At 61.0% G+C, this 17435-nt stretch carries 12 protein-coding genes; 8 read left to right on the plus strand and 4 right to left on the minus strand.

Annotation, left to right across the window (positions count from 1 at the left end; translation table 11 throughout):
- Positions 1-17 precede the first annotated feature (17 nt).
- Positions 18-1103 carry a polyamine ABC transporter substrate-binding protein gene (locus KSS91_RS14035; RefSeq protein ID WP_217835086.1) on the plus strand — a complete coding sequence of 362 codons (1086 nt, stop codon included), beginning with the start codon at positions 18-20 and terminating at the stop codon, positions 1101-1103.
- Positions 1104-1149: 46 nt separating this feature from the next.
- On the opposite strand, the gene KSS91_RS14040 is transcribed toward KSS91_RS14035, so the two are convergent.
- Positions 1150-1821 (minus strand): MliC family protein, encoded by a 672-nt coding sequence (locus KSS91_RS14040; RefSeq protein ID WP_217835087.1) that lies wholly within the window; start codon positions 1819-1821, stop codon positions 1150-1152.
- A 137-nt stretch (positions 1822-1958) separates the two neighbouring features.
- Positions 1959-2183, minus strand: coding sequence for a YgdI/YgdR family lipoprotein (locus KSS91_RS14045; RefSeq protein WP_217838409.1), 225 nt, complete (start codon positions 2181-2183; stop codon positions 1959-1961).
- A gap of 259 nt (positions 2184-2442) precedes the next feature.
- On the opposite strand from KSS91_RS14045, the gene KSS91_RS14050 reads away from it, so the two are divergent.
- The 3 genes from KSS91_RS14050 to KSS91_RS14060 are packed head-to-tail and all read left to right on the plus strand — an operon-like array spanning position 2443 to position 8265.
- On the plus strand, positions 2443-4047 hold the full coding sequence (locus KSS91_RS14050) for a VRR-NUC domain-containing protein (protein WP_225923763.1): 1605 nt from the start codon (positions 2443-2445) through the stop codon (positions 4045-4047).
- Positions 4044-6329, plus strand: a complete 2286-nt coding sequence (locus KSS91_RS14055; RefSeq protein WP_217835089.1) for an ATP-dependent DNA helicase — start codon at positions 4044-4046, stop codon at positions 6327-6329. The genes KSS91_RS14050 and KSS91_RS14055 overlap by 4 nt, the downstream gene beginning before the upstream one ends.
- A 16-nt stretch (positions 6330-6345) precedes the next feature.
- A complete protein-coding gene (locus KSS91_RS14060; protein WP_217835090.1) occupies positions 6346-8265 on the plus strand; it encodes a hybrid sensor histidine kinase/response regulator in 1920 nt (639 codons plus the stop codon).
- Here KSS91_RS14060 and KSS91_RS14065 read toward each other — a convergent pair.
- A complete protein-coding gene (locus KSS91_RS14065; protein ID WP_217835091.1) occupies positions 8243-9604 on the minus strand; it encodes a cation:proton antiporter in 1362 nt (453 codons plus the stop codon). The two genes, KSS91_RS14060 and KSS91_RS14065, sit on opposite strands and share 23 nt — an antisense overlap.
- Before the next feature lie 695 nt (positions 9605-10299).
- A complete protein-coding gene (locus KSS91_RS14070) occupies positions 10300-11454 on the minus strand; it encodes a MalY/PatB family protein (protein WP_217835092.1) in 1155 nt (384 codons plus the stop codon).
- 356 nt (positions 11455-11810) lie between these two features.
- Between KSS91_RS14070 and fdnG the strand changes: the two genes are divergently transcribed.
- Genes fdnG through fdhE form a run of 4 tightly spaced genes read left to right on the plus strand, consistent with a single transcriptional unit; the run spans position 11811 to position 17404 of the window.
- The gene (gene fdnG / locus KSS91_RS14075) at positions 11811-14876 is read left to right on the plus strand and encodes a formate dehydrogenase-N subunit alpha (RefSeq protein ID WP_217835093.1); all 3066 of its coding nucleotides are present in this window, start codon (positions 11811-11813) and stop codon (positions 14874-14876) included.
- Entirely contained in the window at positions 14877-15812 is a 936-nt protein-coding gene (gene fdxH / locus KSS91_RS14080) for a formate dehydrogenase subunit beta (RefSeq protein WP_217835094.1), read from the plus strand. It begins immediately after the preceding gene.
- Positions 15809-16474, plus strand: coding sequence for a formate dehydrogenase subunit gamma (locus KSS91_RS14085; protein WP_217835095.1), 666 nt, complete (start codon positions 15809-15811; stop codon positions 16472-16474). Before fdxH ends, KSS91_RS14085 begins: the two co-directional genes overlap by 4 nt.
- A gap of 3 nt (positions 16475-16477) precedes the next feature.
- On the plus strand, positions 16478-17404 hold the full coding sequence (fdhE, locus tag KSS91_RS14090) for a formate dehydrogenase accessory protein FdhE (protein ID WP_217835096.1): 927 nt from the start codon (positions 16478-16480) through the stop codon (positions 17402-17404).
- The last annotated feature ends 31 nt before the right edge of the window (positions 17405-17435 follow it).

Here is a 17435-nt window from a genome sequence, read left to right on the forward strand (position 1 = left end):
CCTACAGGAATCGACTCATGCTCCGAAAGACACTGACCCTGGCTCCGCTGCTGCTGGTTGCATCGATCAGTCAGGCGGCCGAAACCGTCAAAATCTATAACTGGTCGGATTACATCGCGCCGGACACCACGAAAAACTTCCAGAAAGAAACCGGCATCGGCTTCACCTACGACGTCTACGACAGCAACGAGACCCTCGATGGCAAGCTGATGACCGGCAAATCCGGGTACGACGTGGTGTTTCCGTCCAACCACTTCATGGCGCGGCAGATTGAGGGCGGCGCCCTGAAGAAGCTCGACAAGAGCCAGTTGCCGAACTGGAAAAACCTCAATCCGGTATTGCTCAAGGCCTTGCAGACCAACGATCCGGGCAACGAGCACGGCTTCCCGTACCTGTGGGGCAGCACCGGCATCGGCTACAACATTGCCAAGGTCAAGGCGGTGCTGGGCGACAACGCCCCGGTGGACTCCTGGGACTTGATTTTCAAGCCCGAGAACATGCAGAAGTTGCAAAAGTGCGGCGTGGCCATCCTCGATAACGGTCCCGAACTGCTGCCGGCCGCGTTGAATTACCTCGGGCTGGCGCCTCACAGCAAGAACCCGGAAGACTACAAAAAGGCCGAAGCCTTGCTGTTGAAAGTGCGGCCCTATGTCAGCTATTTCCACTCGTCCAAGTACACCAGTGACCTGGCCAACGGCGATATCTGCGTCGCGGTCGGTTTCTCCGGCGACATCCTGCAAGCGGAAAACCGCGCCAGGGAAGCTAACAATGGTATCGATATCGGTTATGCGATTCCCAAGGAAGGCGCCGCCATCTGGTTCGACATGGTCGCGATGCCGGTCGACGCTCCGGACGAAAAGGCCGGTTACGCCTTCATGAACTATCTGCTGCGCCCGGACGTCATGGCCAGCGTCAGCAACTACGTGCATTACGCCAATGGCAACGAGCAGGCAGACAGCCTGATCGACCCGGCGATCAAGAACGACACCAAGGTTTACCCAAGCCCGGAAATGATGGGGAAACTCTTTGCCCTGGAAGCCATGCCATTGAACATCGACCGGGTTCGCACACGCGTGTGGAACAAGATTCGCACCGGCAGCTGAAGACCTGGTCAGGCAATCGGGACAGGATGTCCCGTTGCCATCCTTGTCAGCCGACCGGCTCGGCTGCGCAACTCATCTGGCCTGAGCCGGGTATCTGGAAAAAAACCTCATCGCCGATTTGCCAGAAGCTGTAGCTGCCTTTGTAATCCTTGCCCCTGTACTGGGTTCCGGAATTGTTCGGCACCTGGTTCAGCGTTACCGAGGAGTTGGCCCATTTGAGGAATACCACGCCCGGTTCGACCGTAAAGAAGGTCGCGGCAACCAATGCGTTGAACCCTGCGCAACGATAAGCCAAGGGGCCTTCGGAGAGCCTGCTCGGGTCCTTGGTTCTGGCAATGGCCGAACCCTGGCGCAGTTGGAACGCACGCTCGGCATAACTTGCGATGACGCACGTCTTGGCTTGCGGTCCGGCGCCACACTGGTTACGGGACTCAATCCAGAACCGCTGGTCAATCTCGACTTTATTCGGGCGCGGCACTGAATGTTCGTCGGTGAGCGCCAGGCGATAAAGACGATCGAGTTCCAGGTCCATGCGCGCCAGCTGAGCGTCGTGACAGATAAGCTTTTCGGTGGATGCCTGGGGCGTGGTGCAATCGAAACTGGTTTTGTAAGTTGGCAAGGGTTTTGGCTTTGCCTTTGTCGCAGCGTCACAAAGGCTCGCCGTCACGCACGCGCTGACGGCGAGCACAGAGGCCAGAAGTGGCATGACCATTTTCATTTCGGCGTCACCTGAGTCTATGCGTGATGCCCGTATTGCAACGCCTGTGTCCAGGCGTTGCACATTCATTCGGTCGCACGGGGTCTATCGAGTGTAAGGCAGTGCTCGAAACCTGCCACATCGTGCCAGGAGAAACGTCAGTCTTCCTCGCGAATCGTCGCCACTTCGTCGGCCCTGACTTTCACCATCGCTCCCGAAATGTCCTCGAACTCAAAGAATCCGTCCTTGGTTTTGGTCTTCGGCATGTCCTTGGTCAGGTACTGAGTGCCGTTCTGCAGGGTCACCACCGTTGGCGTCGAGCAGCCGGTCAGCATCAGCAGGGCCGCGACGGCCAGGGGTAAGCCCAATGTCTTGATATCCATGATCACCTCCCGTTCGTTGTGAAGCAGTGCCATCCATTCGCGCCTGTCACTGCATGCCTATGGCGGTTGGTGCCGCCAGGGGGCAGAAAGTTCTACTGCCGGGGAAATATTCCGTACAGCGCCTCCATTTATCCTTTTCCGATTGCGCCGGGCAGGGTGGAACTGGTATCTGTACGCATAACCAGTATTCGCTCGCCATGGCCCATTTCCTGTGACCGCAAATCCCCTCGACGATCCGTTCTACTACTTGAACAACTTCATGCAAGTGCTTGATTGGCTTGAGCAGCGCTTTGCCGATGTACTGAGCGTCGACGAGTTGCGTTTCATTAATGAGTTTAAGCGGTTGCCCCGTGAATCGCAGGCACTGCTGGTCAGAATGGTCATGCGCAAGGGCATTCATTTCAGGGCCGGCAAACTGCATTACGAGGAAATCGGCGATATCCTCAGCGCCGTCGGCCCGCTGTTGACACTCGGTTGGGTCGATGAGCGCATGCCGCTGGCGGTCGAGGAACTGTTCGAATTGCTGCTCAAGGGTGAAATTCTCCAGACTTTTGGCTCCGTCATCGATCAACCCAAAGGCAGAAAATCCGATTGGCTGCGAGCGCTGAGCGAACAATTTCCCCAGGCGCAAAGCTTCAACGACTGGTGCCCGTGGCTCGATGAGCGCCTGCTCAGCCTGACCATCATGGAGTTGTGCGATCGCCTGCGCCTGATGTTCTTCGGCAACCTGTATCAGGACTGGTCGGAGTTCGTGCTGGCCGACCTGGGTATCTACACCTACGAAAAAGTCGAATTCAGCGCCGAGTCCCGCGGCTTGCGCAGCCGCGAAGACGTGGATGCCTGTGTCCTCCTGCACGCGTACCAGCAACAATTCGAAGCCGGTGAAGCGCTGGAAGAGGTGGCCGGGCGCATCAAGGGCCTGGCGCTGGACAATCCCTGGTTGCAACGCCGGCGCGGCAAGCTGTTGTTCCAGATGGGCCAGTATTGCGAACGCATCGCGGATTTCGCCATGGCCCTGGATCTCTACCGTGAATGCGCTTATCCGGGTGCGCGTGCGCGACTCATTCGCGTGCTGGAGCGCAGCGGGGAGTTCGAGTTGGCGCTGGATCTGGCCGAGCAGGCCGAACAGGCACCGGAGAGTGCCGCCGAACATCAGCAGTTGCTCCGCGTGCTGCCGCGCCTGCGGCGCAAGCTCGGCGGGCCGCCCATCAAGCGGGCGGCGCCTCGGGAAATGCAGCGTCTGGACCTGCAACTGCCAAGAGTCGATCCGGCAGTGTCGGTCGAGTTTTACGTTCAGGCGCATCTGGCTGTGGATTCGGCACCGATCCACTACGTCGAAAACAGCCTGATCAATTCTCTGTTCGGCCTGTTGTGCTGGCCGGCGATTTTCGCGCCTTTGCCGGGGGCATTCTTCCACCCGTTCCAGCGCGGGCCAGTGGATTTGCTCAGCGAAGACTTCCAGGCCCGCCGGACCGAACTGTTCCAGGCGTGCCTGGCCGAACTCGAAGACGGGCGCTACCGGCAGACCATCCGCCAGCGTTATGCCGCCAAGTGGGGCGTGCAGTCGCCGTTCGTGTTCTGGAGTGTGCTCAGCGAAGAGTTGCTGGAGCAAGCCCTCGATTGCCTCCCCGCCGAGCATCTCAAGCACTGGTTCAATCGCCTCTTGCTGGACATCAAGGCCAATCGCGCCGGCATGCCGGACCTGATCCAGTTCTGGCCGCAGCAAAAGACCTACCGCATGATCGAAGTCAAGGGCCCGGGCGATCGCCTGCAGGACAACCAGTTGCGCTGGCTGGAGTTCTGTCACGAACACCAGATGCCCATCGCCGTGTGCTACGTGCAATGGGCGGAGCAGGACGCTTGAGCTACAGCATTGCGGTGCGGGCGCTGTGCGAGTTCACCGCCAAGGCCGGCGACCTCGACCTGCGCTTCACGCCGTCGCCCACTGCGCTGGAGGGCATTGTCGGGCACCGCACGGTGGCCTCGCGGCGCAGCGAGGGCTACCAAAGCGAAGTCGCCCTTGAGGGCCGGTTTCAGACCTTGACGGTCAAGGGCAGGGCGGATGGCTATGATCCGGGGCAAAACTGCCTGGAAGAGGTCAAGACCTACCGCGGTGACTTGAGCAAACAACCGGCCAACCACCGTCAGTTGCATTGGGCCCAGGCGAAAATCTACGGCTGGTTGATGTGCCGCCAACTGGATCTGCCCCGGATCAACCTGGCGCTGGTGTATTTCGACATCGTCAGCGAAAAGGAAACCTGCCTGGTCGAGCCCCACGAGGCCGCGCAGCTGCAACAGTTCTTCGACCAGCATTGCGCGCGCTTCCTGCATTGGGCGCAACAGGAAGTCGTCCACCGTGACGGGCGCAATCTCGCGTCGCAGCGCCTGGCCTTTCCCCACGCCGATTTTCGGCCGGGGCAGCGCCATCTGGCCGAGTCGGTATTCAAGGCCGTCAGCACAGGACGCTGCCTGATGGCGCAGGCACCCACGGGAATCGGCAAGACCCTGGGCACCCTGTTTCCCATGCTCAAGGCTCTGGCACCGCAGCAACTGGACAAAGTGTTCTTCCTGACGGCGAAAACCCCGGGACGCAAGCTGGCCCTGGACGCCGCGCAAGTGCTGTTGGCCAGCGCCGATGCGCCACCGTTGCGGGTGCTGGAAATGATTGCCCGGGACAAGGCCTGCGAACATCCGGACAAAGCCTGCCACGGTGAGTCCTGCCCGCTGGCCCGGGGTTTCTACGATCGCCTGCCGGCCGCACGGCAGGCGGCCAGTCAACTGAGCCTGCTGGACCAGGGCGCCTTGCGCGAGGTTGCCCTGGCACACGATGTCTGTCCCTATTACCTGAGCCAGGAAATGGCGCGATGGGCCGACGTGGTGGTTGCCGACTACAACTATTACTTCGATTTCAGCGCCTTGCTGTTCGGTCTGGCCCAGGCCAATAACTGGAAGGTCGCGGTGCTGGTCGACGAAGCCCACAACCTGGTGGAGCGCGGTCGACAGATGTACAGCGCCAGCCTCGATCAGGCGACCTTCAACGCTGTGCGCAAAACCGCACCCGAGGTGCTGAAAAAGCCGATGCAGCGAATCAACCGCGAGTGGAATGCCCTGCATGACGCGCAAACCGGCGCCTATCAAGCCTATGACAAGGCGCCGGAAAAGCTCCTTCAGGCACTGTCATCGTGCAGCGCCAGCATCGGTGACTACCTGAACGATCACCCGCAAGGGCTGGACAGCGCACTGCAAGGCTTCTACTTCGACATGCTGCAGTTCTGCCGGGTGGCCGAACTGTTCGATGAGCAGTTCCTGTTCGACATCAGCAAGCGCGACCTCGAACGCAAGCGCAATCTCTCGCAGCTGTGCCTGCGCAACGTGGTACCCGCAGGGTTCATCCGCCCGCGCCTGACTGCCGCGCGCAGCACCGTGCTGTTTTCCGCGACCCTCAGCCCCCGGCACTATTACGCCGATTTACTGGGGACACCGACGGACACGGTGTGCATCGACGTCGAGTCGCCGTTTCATGCCGATCAACTGCAGGTGCACATCGTCAACCAGATCTCCACGCGGTTCGTGCACCGCCAGTCCTCTCTCGAACCGATCGTGGACCTGATCGCCAGGCAGTTCTGCAAGCGCCCCGGCAATTACCTGGCGTTTTTCAGCAGTTTCGATTACTTGCAGCAGGTGGCGCAGCTACTCGCCGAGAAACATCCGCACATCAGCCTGTGGTCGCAGTCCCGAGGCATGGGTGAGGCGCAACGCCAGCAGTTTCTCGACCAATTCCACGCCGACGGCCAGGGGGTCGGCTTTGCGGTACTGGGAGGGGCCTTTGGTGAAGGCATCGATTTGCCCGGTGCCAGGTTGATCGGCGCATTTATCGCCACCTTGGGGCTGGCCCAACTCAATCCGGTAAACGAGCAACTGAAACGGCGCATGGCCGCTATCTTTGGCGCCGGTTACGACTACACCTATCTGTTTCCCGGTGTACAGAAAGTGGTGCAGGCCGCCGGACGGGTCATCCGTACGCAACAGGATCAAGGAGTAGTGATGTTGATCGATGACCGTTTTGGCGAGAGCAAGGTCAAACAATTGTTGCCGCGTTGGTGGGCTGTCCAAATTCCCGGTATGACGCATACTCCAGAGAAATAATGAGGCGGTGGGATCAATGAGCGAAGATCGAACCAAGGTCAGTGCCATCGAAGACGGTCGTTTCCGGCTATTGATCGATGCGGTGATCGACTATGCGATCTACATGATTGATCCGGACGGCATCATTACCAGCTGGAATGCCGGCGCCAGGCGTTTCAAGGGGTATGAGGAGGCCGAGATCCTCGGTGAGCATTTCTCGCGCTTCTACACCGATGACGATCGCCGTGCCGGCTTGCCCCAGCAGACACTGGACACGGCGCTTGGTGAAGGGCGTTTCGAGGGCGAAGGCTGGCAGGTGCGCAAGGACGGCACCCATTTCTGGTCCCATGTGGTCATCGATCCGATCTTCGACCCATCGGGCACCTTGCTGGGGTTCGCCAAGATCACCCGCGACCTGACCGATCGCCGGGTGGCCGAGGAAATCCTCAAGCAAAGCGAGCAGCAGTTCCGCCTGCTGGTGCAGAGCGTTACCGACTATGCGATCTACATGCTTTCGCCGGACGGACGCGTGAGCAACTGGAACCTTGGTGCCCAGCGCATCAAGGGTTACTTGCCGGAAGAAGTCATTGGCCAGCATTTTTCGATCTTCTATACCCCGGAGGATCGCGAAGCCCGCGAGCCACAAAGGACGCTGGACATCGCCGTGCGTGAAGGGCGCTTTGAAAACAAGGGCTGGCGGATGCGCAAGGACGGTACGCGGTTCCTCGCCCACGTCATCGTCGATCCGATCTGGGGCGACACCGGCACCTTGCTCGGTTTTGCCAAGATTACCCGTGATATCACTGACGTCACGCAAGCGCAGCAGGTGCTGGAGCAAACCCGGGAGGCCTTGTTCCAGGCGCAGAAAATGCAGGCCATCGGCCAGCTCAGTGGTGGCATCGCTCACGATTTCAATAACCTGCTGACGGTGATCCTCGGCAATCTGGAAATCGTGCGCAAACGGGTGACGGACAACCCCAAATTAACCCGCTTGATCGACAACGCTACCCAGGGTGCCTTGCGCGGCGTTTCCCTGACCCAGCGCATGCTGGCGTTTGCCCGACGCCAGGAACTCAAGTCGGAACCTGTGCGGATACCGGCCTTGGTGGAAGGCATTTCCGGGCTGTTGCGCAGTTCCCTGGGGCCTTCGGTGAAAATCGAAACGCGCTTTCCCGAAGATCTCGAACCGGTGCTGGCGGACCTCAATCAGCTGGAACTGGCCGTACTGAACCTGGCCACCAACGCCCGTGACGCCATGCCCAATGGCGGAACCATCAGCTTCAGCGCCAGAAACCGTGAAGTGACCGACACAGCCACCTCATCCCTGGCCCCGGGGTGCTACGTCTGCCTGAGCATTGCCGATACCGGCGAGGGCATGGATGAAATCACGCTGGTCTCGGCGATGGACCCGTTTTTCACCACCAAGGGCGTGGGTAAAGGCACGGGCCTGGGGTTGTCGATGGTTCACGGTTTTATTGAACAACTGGGCGGACGGTTCATCCTCAAAAGCCAGAAGGACCATGGCACGACCGCCGAACTCTGGTTGCCGGTCGCCACCGGTGATTCGCCCGTGCAACCGGTCGCCGAAACGCCGGCCGTGACGGGGCCTGGCCTGAGCGTATTGGTGGTGGACGATGACAGCCTGGTGTTGACCAGCACCTGCCTGCTGCTCGAGGACCTCGGGCATCGGGTCATCAGTGCGCCTTGCGGTGCCAGGGCGCTGGAACTGTTCAACAGTGAACCGCAGATCGATCTGGTCATCACCGACATGGCCATGCCACAGATGAGTGGAGCACAACTGGCCAATGCCATCAGGAGCATGCGACCGGACGTGCCGATCATCCTCGCCACCGGTTATGCCGAGCGGCTGGAAGGCTTTGCCGCTCATCTGCCGCGTTTGCCGAAACCTTTTACCCAACTCAACCTGGTGGAAATCATTGCCTTGGCGATGAAGTGACGTGGCGGTTGTGCTGTTCATAGCGGGCAAGCATTGGCTGGGTGCTGATGCCGTGGACCAGAATGCTCAGGGCCACCACCGAGAGCGTCAAGTCGGTACACAAGGTGGCCACCGAAGGCAACAGATCGTGGTTCAAGGCGTAGAACAGGTAGTAGAAACTGCCGATGCCGCGAATGCCGAACCAGCCGATCAACCAGCGCTGCGGGCAATTGAGCAGCGAACCCCAGGGCATCAGCCAGACTGCTAGCGGGCGAATCATCCCGAACAGCACCAGTGCGAGCACCAGAGCCCGCCAGTCCCAGTGTGCAACCAGCACGACCCCGAGCAAGGTGACCAGAAACACTTCCATGGCCCGTTCCACCAGGCTGCCGAACGATAGCATGTCGCCCATCATGATTCCGGCAGCGACTTGCGTGTCTTCCAGGTGGTCCACATTGCCGGCCACGGCCGCTTCGGGTTCGACATGCTGGTGACCGACCACCGCCTGGACCAGATGTTCGGCTGGTGCCTGGGTGTCACCGCTTGTCTTGACCTCGGCCTGGCGCAAGCCCAGGCCGGCGGCAAACACCGAGAGAAACCCGTAGCCCTGAATGGTTTCGGCCACGACATAGGCCAGTGCGATCAGGGCCAGGGCCAGGTAATCATTGGGTGAGAAGGTGCTGTCGGCGTTCTTGATGCGCATGAACAAGGTCAGGCGGCCTATGCCGCGCCCCATCCAGTAACCGGTCAGCAGTCCGGCGGGCACGGCCCATAGCAGACTCTTGAGGATCCAGTCGTCGAGCCAGGCACCTGTATTGTCGCTGTGTTGCAGAAACAACAAGCCGAGGATCACGAAGGGGAATGCAATGCCATCGTTGAAACCGGCTTCACCGGTTAGCCCGAACCTGACCGGGTCGTAATCCCTGGCATCGCTGACCTGTACCAGAGAGGCCAGGACCGGATCGGTGGGCGCCAGAATCGACCCGATCAATAGCGATGGCCCCCACGGGAACCCAAACCCGAAATGCAGCAACAGGCTTACACCGGCAATGGTCAGGATCATCACCGGTCCCGCCAGGGCAAATGCCACCCGCCATCGGCGATCGCCCAGGGGCAGGCGCAACTTCAACCCGCAGACAAACAGCGAAAACAGTACCGCTACTTCCGATAGATGCTCCATCCAGAAGGCGGCATCCTTGATATCCAGCCTGAGCAAACCCAAGCCCGCCGGACCGATGGCGACGCCCAGTACCAGACACACCGCCGAAGTGGTGACCGGCATCCAGCGCAGGTACGACGAAGTCAGTGCCAGCGTCAGCAACACAGCCCCCAACACCGCCACCCAGGTAATGAAGCTCATGGTCCGGATCCCAAAAAACAACCGCCAGTGCAGGGCTATAGGTTGTTGAGCATCGCAGGCTTGGGTCGGTTCAATTTTTCAGAGAGGCACAGAATCGGCTTGCCGCCCTGTGGGAGCGAGCCTGCTCGCGAAGGCGCGGTGTCAGGCGACGACATTGCCGACCGACAGGACGCCATCGCGAGCAAGCTCGCTCCCACAAGGGGGATAGGTATGGCAGGAGGGGGAGATCAGGCCTTGAGATGGCGCAAACTGCGCTCCATCCGCGCGATACCTTCTTCAAGCAGCGAGCGTGGGCAGCCAAAATTCAGGCGCACGAACTGCTTGCAGAGTACTTGTAGGAGCGAGCTTGCTCGCGATGGACGTAAACGATAACGCGTTCTGTCTGAATAAACGCGTTGCGCTGGCGTTCATCGCGGGCAAGCCCGCTCCCACAGGGATCCGGGTGGTTGTTGAGGGGGGGATCAGGCCTTGAGGTGGCGCAAGCTGCGCTCCATCCGCGCGATGCCTTCTTCGAGCAGCGAGCGTGGGCAGCCGAAATTCAGGCGCACGAACTGCTTGCAGAGTACTTGTAGGAGCGAGCTTGCTCGCGATGGACGTAAACGATAACGCGTTCTGTCTGAATAAACGCGTTGCGCTGGCGTTCATCGCGGGCAAGCCCGCTCCCACAGGGATCCGGGTGGTTGTTGAGGGGCGGATCAGGCCTTGAGGTGGCGCAAGCTGCGCTCCATCCGCGCGATACCTTCTTCGAGCAGCGAGCGTGGGCAGCCGAAATTCAGGCGCACGAACTGCTTGCAGTCATCGCCGAAGTCCAGGCCGGCGCTCAAGCCGACCCTGGCCTGTTCGAGGAAGAACTGCTGCGGGTCGTCCAGCCCCAGTGCCGTGCAGTCGAGCCACGCCAGGTAGGTGCTTTGCGGCAGGTTCATGGTGATGCCCGGCAGGCGGGTGCGTACCGCTTCGGCGAGAAAATCGCGGTTGCCTTGCAGGTAGACCTTCAGTTCGGCCAGCCATGGCGCAGCTTCGCTGTAGGCGACGCGGGTGGCTTCCATGCCCAGCGGATTGACGCTGTCGACCATGCCGCAACGGGCGTGGTTGACCTTCTCGCGCAGGTGGCGGTCCTGGATGATCATGAACGAGGTCTTCAGGCCGGCGATGTTGTAGGCCTTGCTCGCCGACATCAGCGTGATGGTGCGCTGGGCGACTTGCGGGCTCAGCGTGGCCATCGGAATGTGCTGGCGGCCGTCGAAGCACAACTCGGCGTGGATCTCATCGGAAATGATCCAGGCATCATGTTCAAGGCAAATGTCGGCAATGGCTTGCAGCTCTGCGCGGGGGAAGGCTTTGCCCAGCGGGTTATGCGGGTTGCTCAGCAGCAGTGCACCACCGCCTTGCAGCGACTGGCTCAGGGTATCCAGCGGCGTGCTGTAGGTGCCGTCGGCTTGCGCATCGAAATTCAGCTCGACCCTGTTCAGGCCCCAATGTCCGGGTGCGTGGCGCAGCGGCGGGTAGTTCGGCACCTGCACAACGACGTTCTGTTGCGATTGCACCAGGGCCTTCAACGCCATGTTGAAGCCCGACTCGACGCCGGGCAGGAAAATCAGCTCCTGGGGCTCGACACGCCAGGCGTATTTGTTCCAGACGTCGGCAACGATAGCCTCGCGAAGGTCATCCTGGGCCACGCTGTAACCGACCATCGGGTGTTCCAGTCGTTTTTGCAGGGCCTGGATGATCACCGGCGGCGCGGCGAAATCCATGTCGGCGACCCACATCGGCAACACGTCCGCCGGGTAGCGGCTCCACTTGGTACTGCCGGTGTGGTGGCGGTCGAACACCTGATCAAAATCGAAAGTCATGCGCAAATCTCGTAAAGGCCGGTTAATCATGCCGACCATGATAAGCGCCAACCCCCTGTAGGAGCGAGCTTGCTCGCGATGACTGACACCACACCCCCTGTGGGAGCGGGCTTGCCCGCGAAGGGGCCGGCAGATCCAGCACGAGTGTTGGCTGACACTACGCTTTCGCGGGCAAGCCCGCTCCCACAGGTTTTGTGCCAATAGCCGGGCGCGCCGACTAACGCCCGACGGTCGGGTTCCATCGCAGATTCGACAGCATTGACTAAAGTTCAACTGTCGGCAGCCAGACTGCCGCTACCGTGGTTGTTCGAAAAAGCCCGGCCATGTACCGGGTTCCACCTGATCAGGAGTGCACGATGGATCTCAGCCGTCGTCAGTTCTTCAAGGTCGCCGGTATCGGCCTTGCAGGCTCTAGCCTGGGTGCGTTGGGCATGGCCCCGACGCTTGCCTTTGCCGAACAGGTGCGTCATTTCAAGCTCGCCCACACCCATGAAACCCGCAACACCTGCCCGTATTGCTCGGTCGGTTGCGGCTTGATCATGTACAGCCAGGGCGATACGGCAAAGAATGTCGCGCAAAACATCATCCACATCGAAGGTGACGCCGACCACCCGGTCAACCGCGGCACCCTGTGCCCCAAAGGCGCGGGCCTGCTGGATTTCATTCACAGTCCCGGCCGCCTGCAATACCCGCAGGTGCGCAAGCCCGGCAGCACCGAGTGGACGCGCATCTCCTGGGATGAAGCCCTCGATCGCGTCGCCAACCTGATGAAGGCCGACCGCGACGCCAACTTCATCGAGAAGAACGAGCAGGGGCAAACGGTGAACCGCTGGCTGACCACCGGTTTCCTCGCGGCATCGGCGGCGTCCAATGAAGCGGGCTACATCACCCACAAGGTGGTGCGCAGCCTCGGCATGCTGGGGTTCGATAACCAGGCGCGTGTCTGACACGGCCCGACGGTGGCAAGTCTTGCCCCGACGTACGGCCGTGGTGCCATGACCAATACCTGGACCGATATCGCCAACGCGAATCTGGTTCTGGTGATGGGCGGCAACGCAGCAGAAGCGCACCCGTGCGGCTTCAAATGGGTGACCGAAGCCAAGGCGCACAACAAGGCGCGGCTGATCGTGGTCGACCCGCGTTTTACCCGCACGGCCTCGGTGGCCGACTATTACGCGCCGATCCGTACCGGCACCGACATCGCCTTCATGGGCGGGCTGATCAACTATCTGCTGACCGAGGACAAGATCCAGCACGAGTACGTGCGCAACTACACTGACGTGTCGTTCATCGTCAAAGCCGGCTATGGCTTCGAGGACGGGATTTTCAGCGGCTATGACGCGGCCAAGCGCCTCTACACCGATAAATCCGGCTGGGGCTACGAAATCGGCGAAGACGGCTTTGCCAAGGTCGACCCGACCCTGCAGGATCCGCGCTGCGTCTATCAGTTGATGAAGCAGCATTACAGCCGTTACACCAAGGAACTGGCGAGCCAGATCTGCGGCATGCCGGTCGATGCCATGCAAAAAATCTGGGAGGAAATCGCCACTTGCTCGCAACCGGGCAAGACCATGACCATCCTCTACGCGCTGGGCTGGACCCAGCACTCGATTGGCGCGCAGATCATCCGCAGCGCGGCGATGGTGCAACTGCTGCTGGGCAACGTCGGCATGCCGGGCGGCGGCGTGAACGCCTTGCGCGGGCACTCCAACATCCAGGGGCTGACCGACCTGGGGCTGTTGTCCAATTCACTGCCGGGCTACCTCACGCTACCTGGCGATGCCGAACAGGATTACAACGCCTACATCGCCAAGCGTACGCAGAAGCCGTTGCGCCCGGGGCAACTGTCCTACTGGCAGAACTACAGCAAGTTCCACGTCAGCCTGATGAAATCCTGGTACGGCGCCAACGCCACCGTCGAGAACAACTGGGCTTACGAGTACCTGCCGAAACTGGACATCCCTCAATACGACATCCTCAAGGTGTTCGACCTGATGGGGCAAGGCAAGGTAAACGGCTACATGTGCCAGGGCTTCAACCCGATCGCCGCGCTGCCCGATAAAAACCGCGTGATGGCGGCGCTGGCCAAGCTTAAATGGCTGGTGGTGATGGACCCGCTGGCCACTGAGACTTCCGAGTTCTGGCAAAAGGTCGGGCCGTACAACGACGTGAACAGCGCCGACATCCAGACCGAAGTGATCCGCCTGCCCACCACCTGTTTTGCCGAGGAAGACGGTTCGCTGGTCAACAGCAGCCGCTGGCTGCAATGGCACTGGAAAGGCGCCGACGGCCCCGGCGAAGCGCGCACCGACGTACGGATCATGAGCGAATTGTTCCTGCGTCTGCGCCAGCGTTATCAGGCCGATGGCGGCGCGTATCCCGACCCGCTGCTCAAGTTGACGTGGCCGTACAAGATCGCCGACGAACCTTCGCCGGAGGAACTGGCCAAGGAGATCAACGGCTCGGCGACGACCGACTTCACCGACGCCACCGGCGCGGCGATCAAGGCCAACGCGCAACTGGCCGGTTTCGGCCAGCTCAAGGATGACGGCAGTACGGCCTCCGGTTGCTGGATTTTCTGTGGCAGCTGGACCGAACTGGGCAACCAGATGGCCCGCCGCGACAATAACGACCCGTACGGTATGCACCAGCATCAGGGCTGGGCCTGGGCCTGGCCGGCCAACCGGCGGATTCTCTACAACCGCGCCTCGGCGGACCTGCAAGGCAAACCGTGGGATCCGAAAAAACGCCTGGTGTGGTGGAACGGCAAAGCCTGGGCCGGCACCGATGTGCCGGACTACAAGGCCGACGTGCCGCCGGAAGCGGGGATGAACCCGTTCATCATGAACCCCGAAGGCGTGGCGCGATTCTTCGCCGTCGACAAGATGAACGAAGGTCCGTTTCCCGAGCACTACGAGCCGTTCGAGACACCGATCGGCATCAATCCGCTGCACCCGCAAAACAAGAAAGCCACCAGCAACCCGGCAGCGCGGATCTTCGATTCGGTCTGGGACACCCTCGGCGTGGCCAAGGATTACCCGTACGCCGCCACCAGTTACCGGCTGACCGAGCATTTCCACTTCTGGAGCAAGCATTGCAAGCTCAACGCGATCACCCAACCGGAGCAATTCGTCGAGATCGGCGAAGTGCTGGCCAAGGAAAAAGGCATAGTCGCAGGCGATAGGGTACGGGTCAGCAGCAAGCGTGGCTTCATTGAAGCGGTAGCGGTGGTGACCAAGCGGATTCGTCCGCTGCAGGTCAACAACCAGGTGGTGCACCAGATCGGCATTCCGCTGCACTGGGGCTTTACCGGGCTCACGCGACACGGTTACCTGACCAACACCCTGGTGCCGTTCCTCGGCGATGGCAACACACAGACCCCGGAATCCAAGTCATTCCTGGTCAACGTGGAGAAAGTCTAAATGGCCAGCCAAGACATCATTGCCCGCTCGGCCACCACCACACCCGCGCCCTCGGTGCGCGGCATGGAGGAAGTCGCCAAGCTGATCGATACCACCAAATGCATTGGCTGCAAGGCCTGCCAGGTTGCCTGCTCGGAATGGAACGATCTGCGCGATGAGGTCGGCCACAACCACGGTACCTACGACAACCCGCAGGACCTCAGCGCGGAAACCTGGACGCTGATGCGATTCACCGAGCACGAGACCGATGCCGGCAACCTGGAATGGCTAATCCGCAAGGACGGCTGCATGCACTGCGCCGAGCCCGGTTGCCTGGCGGCATGCCCCAGCCCCGGGGCGATCATCAAGCACGCCAACGGCATCGTCGATTTCGATCAGGACCACTGCATCGGTTGTGGCTACTGCATCACCGGGTGTCCGTTCAACATTCCACGGATCTCGCAAAAGGATCACAAGGCCTACAAGTGCACCCTGTGCTCGGACCGGGTGGCGGTCGGGCTGGAACCGGCCTGCGTGAAAACCTGCCCGACCGGTGCCATCGTGTTCGGCTCCAAAGACGACATGAAGGAGCACGCCGCCGAACGCATCGTCGATCTCAAAAGCCGCGGCTTTGAAAACGCCGGCCTGTACGACCCCGAAGGCGTTGGCGGCACCCACGTGATGTACGTGCTGCACCATGCCGATACGCCAAGAGTGTATGCGGGCTTGCCCGATCACCCGGCGATCAGCCCGTTGGTAGGGCTGTGGAAAGGCATCAGTAAACCCCTGGCGCTGCTGGCCATGGGCGCGGCGGTGCTGGCCGGGTTCTTCCACTACGTGCGGGTCGGCCCGCAAATCGTCGAAGAGGATGAACATCCCGAGCCACCGGACAACGCCGTGCACGAAGTCGATCCGTCGGTGCATACCTTCGATCCCCGTGGGGAGGGCAGGCCATGAGCAACAAGACGATCCTGCGCTACACCAGCAACCAGCGCACCAATCACTGGCTGGTGGCGATTCTGTTCCTCATGGCGGGGCTGTCCGGTCTGGCGCTGTTCCACCCGGCATTGTTCTGGCTGAGCAACCTGTTCGGCGGCGGGCCATGGACACGCATCCTGCACCCGTTCATGGGCGTGCTGATGTTCCTGCTGTTTCTTGGCCTGGTGTTTCGCTTCTGGCGCGCCAACTACTTCATCGCCAACGACCGCCTGTGGCTCAAGCGCATCGACCGGGTGATGAAAAATGAAGAGGAGGGCGTCCCGCCCATCGGCAAATACAACCCCGGGCAGAAGCTACTGTTCTGGACTTTACTGCTGTGCATGCTGGTGCTGTTGTTCAGCGGACTGGTGATCTGGCGTGCCTACTTCAGCGAGTATTTCGGCATCACCACGATACGCTGGGCGATGTTGCTGCATGCACTGGCCGGGTTTGTGCTGATCCTGAGCATCATCGTGCACATCTACGCCGGTATCTGGATCAAAGGCTCGGTCAGCGCCATGGTGCACGGCCGGGTCAGCCGCGGCTGGGCCAGGAAACACCACGAACTCTGGTATCGCCAAGTGACTCAAGATGAGACCCGCGACGAAGCGCCTACGCGACCGATCACCAAAAAGGGCTGACATTTGCCAACCATCCTTGAACCTGGAGAAATCGAAGCGGCGGCCAGTTCGCCGCCGTTTCTGTACATGCCACCGACAAACCTGTTCGGTCTGCGCGCCCAACGTCTGGAATCGCTGGCCGAAGGGCATCCGCTGGCCGATTACCTGCGCCTGATTGCCGGGTTGTGCCGGGTGCAGCAACAGGTGCTGGACGACCCGCCGCCTGGCGAGCCTCTGGACCGGCAGCGCATCGAATTGTGCCAGCAGCACGGCTTGCCGCCCTTTGCGGCCGACAGCCTGGCGCGCGAAGACGACTGGCAGCTTTACCTCGATGCCTTGTTGCAGCGCTATGGCGCACCGCCACAATCCGCCGTGGCCGATGCCGTGGACACCTTGCGCCTGGCCGGTGCCGGGCAACGCCGCGCCTGGGCGGTGGCACTGGTCAGCGGCCAGTATTCTCTGGTACCGGCGGCGCTGGTGCCGTTTCTCGGTGCGGCGCTGCAAACGGCCTGGAGCCACTGGCTGTTGAGTACGCCGAACCTGGCACTGACTCCCGGCGACAGCCTCAGCCAGTGCCCGGCCTGCGGCTCGCCGGCCATGGCCGGGGTCATCCGCCATCGCGGCAAGCACAATGGCTTGCGTTATCTGGTCTGTTCGTTGTGTGCCTGCGAGTGGCACGTGGTGCGGGTCAAGTGCGTGTATTGCGAGCAGAGCAAGGGCCTGGAATACCTCAGCCTTGAAGATGATCGCCATGCCGCCAACCAGGCGCCGTTGCGCGCCGAAGTCTGCCCCGGTTGCAACAGCTATCTGAAGTTGCTCTACCTGGAAAACGACGCGCATGCCGAAGCGTTGTCGGCAGACCTGTCCAGCCTGATGCTCGACATGCGCCTGGCCCAGGACGGTTATCAGCGCCTGGCGCCGAATCTGCTGCTGGCGCCGGGAGACGAATAAACGCAGCGTCTACACTCTGGCGCGAGGGTCA

Source organism: Pseudomonas azerbaijanorientalis (assembly GCF_019139795.1).
Classification (GTDB): domain Bacteria; phylum Pseudomonadota; class Gammaproteobacteria; order Pseudomonadales; family Pseudomonadaceae; genus Aquipseudomonas; species Aquipseudomonas laurylsulfatiphila.

Coding starts and splice junctions, on each gene's coding strand:
- KSS91_RS14035 (WP_217835086.1), top strand. CDS start 18: ATGCTCCGAAAGACACTGACCCTGGCTCCGCTGCTGCTGGTTGCATCG.
- KSS91_RS14040 (WP_217835087.1), bottom strand. CDS start 1,821: ATGAAAATGGTCATGCCACTTCTGGCCTCTGTGCTCGCCGTCAGCGCG.
- KSS91_RS14045 (WP_217838409.1), bottom strand. CDS start 2,183: ATGGATATCAAGACATTGGGCTTACCCCTGGCCGTCGCGGCCCTGCTG.
- KSS91_RS14050 (WP_225923763.1), top strand. CDS start 2,443: ATGCAAGTGCTTGATTGGCTTGAGCAGCGCTTTGCCGATGTACTGAGC.
- KSS91_RS14060 (WP_217835090.1), top strand. CDS start 6,346: ATGAGCGAAGATCGAACCAAGGTCAGTGCCATCGAAGACGGTCGTTTC.
- KSS91_RS14065 (WP_217835091.1), bottom strand. CDS start 9,604: ATGAGCTTCATTACCTGGGTGGCGGTGTTGGGGGCTGTGTTGCTGACG.
- KSS91_RS14070 (WP_217835092.1), bottom strand. CDS start 11,454: ATGACTTTCGATTTTGATCAGGTGTTCGACCGCCACCACACCGGCAGT.
- fdxH (WP_217835094.1), top strand. CDS start 14,877: ATGGCCAGCCAAGACATCATTGCCCGCTCGGCCACCACCACACCCGCG.
- KSS91_RS14085 (WP_217835095.1), top strand. CDS start 15,809: ATGAGCAACAAGACGATCCTGCGCTACACCAGCAACCAGCGCACCAAT.